The following is a 3,590-nucleotide window of genomic DNA, read 5'->3' on the forward strand; positions in this document are numbered from 1 at the left end:
AATTAGAGATTATATCAAAGGTTGCTATAGTTAATTTGAAGTAGTTTTCACTTTTTGGATAGTCAAATGAGCCAAATTTCTGCAAGAGTTCAGAATTTACCAGCATCTCCTTTTGTAACGTTTGCTGCACTAGGAAGTAAATGTGATAATGTTATTAGTTTTAGAAGTGGTTCCCCTGGTCACGGATTAATTCCTGGAGTGCAATCAACTATTAATCAAGCTAGGTCATTAGATATATCTCTTTACCGCGTACCACACTATGGTTCACCCAAAGCACGAAAAGATGCAGCTCAATACTTTCAACAACGCTATGGCTTAGAATTCGATCCCAGTCAAGAAATTAACATCACATCAGGTTTTACCCACCTATTCTACTGTCTCTGTACAACAATTCTGAATCCAGGGGATACTGTGCTTCTAATTGAGCCAACCTTTCCCCAATACCAACAACCTATAGAATTAGCTGGTGGGAAAAGAGTAATTATCCCTACAAAAGAAGAAGACAATTGGAAGCCAAAACCAGAAGCAATTAAAACAGCATTTGAAAATTATCCAGATGCCAAAATGATTGTTTTCAATTATCCCAATAATCCTTCTGGTGCTGTTATGACTGAAGCAGATTGGAACGCGATCGCCGATACTTTAATAGTAGAAGTTGATAGACGAGCAACGGAAGGAGGAACACCACTATTGGTATTGAGTGATGATGCTTATGTCCCATTATTTCATCAAGATGACCATAAATATGCCACTTTGGGAGCAACTTTACAAAAGAGACTAAGTTTAGCCGAAAGCTCCGAAAAATATTATCTGGAGCAATTGATGGAATCATTTTTCATTATTTGTACCTTATCAAAAGAAGGAGTAGGGGGCTTATTGTTAGGTATGGGAGCTACCAAAAATACTAAGTTGCTGGAATTTTTGAGAACTACTCAAAAAGCAACTGTTATTAGTTCTAATGCTTTGGGAGAAGTAGCCTTAAGTGCCATAATTCAACCCGATCCACACAACACCCTAAAATGGGCTGGTCAGCTCTACGCCAGTCGCTTAAATCAATTAGCCGTGGGACTAAATTCTATATTTGAAAAACATGGCCTCTTAAAAGTGTTTAATCATCAGCCCGCAAGTTTTGTCCCACCAGCAGGAATGTATCTTTATACAAATTTTTCTCACTTAAAGGGTTTAAAAGTGAGTGTAGATTTTCTGGAACGTATACGGACTGTAGTTGAAGGGAAATTCGATTTTAAGTCACTATTTTCTCAAAATCAAATCAATACGAGCTTAGATGTGGGATTATGGTTATTGCTGGAAGCTAAAGTTAATGCAGTACCAATGGGAAAACCAGAAGATTGTTATATACGATTCTCTGTGAGTTTACCCCAAGCTATTGTAGAAAGTTCTCCTCAAGCAACCGATCGCCAACAGACGGAAGAGAAAGGGGAAAAGCTGATAAGTCAGGCATTAAATCAAATTGACCAAAGTCTACAAGAATTTCTGCCATTTTGATTGAAGGAATCTAAATATGATGAGAAAGCAGTTAGATATTATAGAATTAAAGCCTGAGACACAAAGAGCGATCGCTGATTACTTAATAGATGTGGCAAGCAAAGGCTATGATGTCCAAGAGTTCGACCCTCGGATGAAATATGGAGGGACAAAACTTTCCCTATCCCAACAAGAGGGTTATTATCCGAATTGTAATCTGACTGTTCTGAAAAAATTAGGTTACGCTATTAGCGAAATCCTAGAAGAGAATGGAGAACAAAAAGCTTTAGATTGCTTCAAAACTTACCGGGAATTATTTTCATCCGCTAGGAAATGCCAAGAAGACAATGATGATTCTATTCCCTATGTTCAAAAAATCAAAATGTTGCCGGACGATCTGTTTTTAGACATAGATCCTGCAAATCTGATTTCTCCAAATGGATTTAGGATTCCCGAACAGTTAAATACTTGGGAAGAAATCCAGAAATATTCAGCTAAATTGGTTGTGCCCAAACTACTATTGGGGGCAATTTGTGCCCTGCACAATCAATTTCCTTGGATGGACTTAGATATGGACCTCAACTCCACCATGCACACAATGCGACCCGATCCAGATAAATATGATGTTAATGCTGGATATGGAGGAGGTTCTATTAAGCAACATACTGATGGTTACTGGAATGAGCAGATTAATGTGCCTCTGATTATTGTTTTTCTGAGTATTAGTAACCCTAATCGGGAACCAACAGCTTTTATTCCTGTAGAGGCTATTTTCCGAATTCCATCTGTAGAGTTATCAATTTACCACGACTGGGTGGCAGTTTTCCAAGACTTGATACCAGCAGAGCAAACTCCCGAACAATTTGTCAAATGGGTAGTTGAGCAAGCAACTAAACCGCAGTTTTCATTTGTTATGGGTGTATTGGGTGGAGATGCTAAACGAGGTGTCTATGAAACTCCACTTTTAGAAAAAGACCCAAGTTATGGTGGCTACTTATTCAGAGGCAAATCTACATTTCAATCTTCCAATCCAAATGCTAATCCAGTTGTAGAGTTTACCAATCGCATGATCCAGTTTTTGGGAAGTCAGCAACTGTCAGATACATATTTGGAGGTTGCTCTATCTCCAGGGGAAGTTTATTTAGCTCTCAATGGTTCGGGATTATCCATGGATCTGAATCCTAGATATGAACAAGACAACTATTGTTACCCAGTTAAGGGAGCAGCAACTATTCATGGTAGGGGTAAGTTATCAGCAATTCAAGGAAAAATTGATCGAACTTTAGCACGGGGTAATAGTTTATTCTCTCCCGAAAGAACTTTCTACAGTCAAGAAGATGGGGCAGAATTACTTTTAGAAGAAATGAAAAAATGTTCTCCTAATCCTCAGCAAGTATCGCTGGACAGAAATAGTTTTTTTCCAGACAAAGGAGTTGTCAGTAAGCTTCTTCAGGAAGGGATTCGTGGTAACGAGTTAAAACGATAACAAAAGAGAATTTAGAATTTAGAATTTAGAATTCAGAATTCTAATAGAGTTGTTGGGAATTAAGCAAAAAAAATGGCTAATATCATGTCCGGATAATTAGTGATGAAAAAACTTATCCTCTTGCTTAAACAGTAAATATTTCTATTTTTCCTACTCCCTTATATCATGTCCGGTAGCATCGGTCTTGTATAGTAAATAGGGAACACCGGAGCTGGGAACAGGCAAGAAAAAAACTTAAATTTCCTGTAGATATCCACGCTAACTTTTACACAAACGATACCAACGGACATGATATTACTCCCCTACTCCCCTACTATTTTAATAATAAGTATTCAACCTTTTTTGATGCAGTTATCTGTGTTGGTGTATTTACTTATAATCATGCTCTAAGTTCTGCTTTTGATGAGTTGATTCGTATTACTAAATCAGGAGGTTATATTATTTTTACTATGCGTCCTGATTTTTATGAAATTAACCAAGATTTCCAAAGAAAAGTTACTGTATTAGAATCATCTGGTCAATGGCAGTTTTTAGAACGTGGACAGAAATATTATTCCCATCCTAATACAAATTTGGATACTATTTTACAAGCATGGACTTATCAGGTTATGTCAAAATA

Annotated in this window: 3 protein-coding genes; all 3 read left to right on the forward strand. The window is 37.3% G+C overall.

The window, feature by feature from the left end; all coding sequences use genetic code 11:
* The first annotated feature begins 66 nt into the window (after positions 1–66).
* Positions 67–1,506 carry a pyridoxal phosphate-dependent aminotransferase gene (locus AC3DU7_RS28590; RefSeq protein ID WP_488042643.1) on the forward strand — a complete coding sequence of 480 codons (1,440 nt, stop codon included), beginning with the start codon at positions 67–69 and terminating at the stop codon, positions 1,504–1,506.
* A 16-nt stretch (positions 1,507–1,522) separates the two neighbouring features.
* Positions 1,523–2,971, forward strand: a complete 1,449-nt coding sequence (locus AC3DU7_RS28595) for a hypothetical protein (protein WP_488042644.1) — start codon at positions 1,523–1,525, stop codon at positions 2,969–2,971.
* Between the two features lie 293 nt (positions 2,972–3,264).
* A partial coding sequence (locus AC3DU7_RS28600) for a methyltransferase domain-containing protein (protein ID WP_488042645.1) occupies positions 3,265–3,590 on the forward strand: 326 nt, incomplete at its 3' end.

This window comes from Okeania sp., assembly GCF_983059655.1.

What these genes read in the sequence shown, in the direction of transcription:
- AC3DU7_RS28590 (WP_488042643.1), top strand. Translation starts at nt 67, where the DNA reads ATGAGCCAAATTTCTGCAAGAGTTCAGAATTTACCAGCATCTCCTTTT.
- AC3DU7_RS28595 (WP_488042644.1), top strand. Translation starts at nt 1,523, where the DNA reads ATGATGAGAAAGCAGTTAGATATTATAGAATTAAAGCCTGAGACACAA.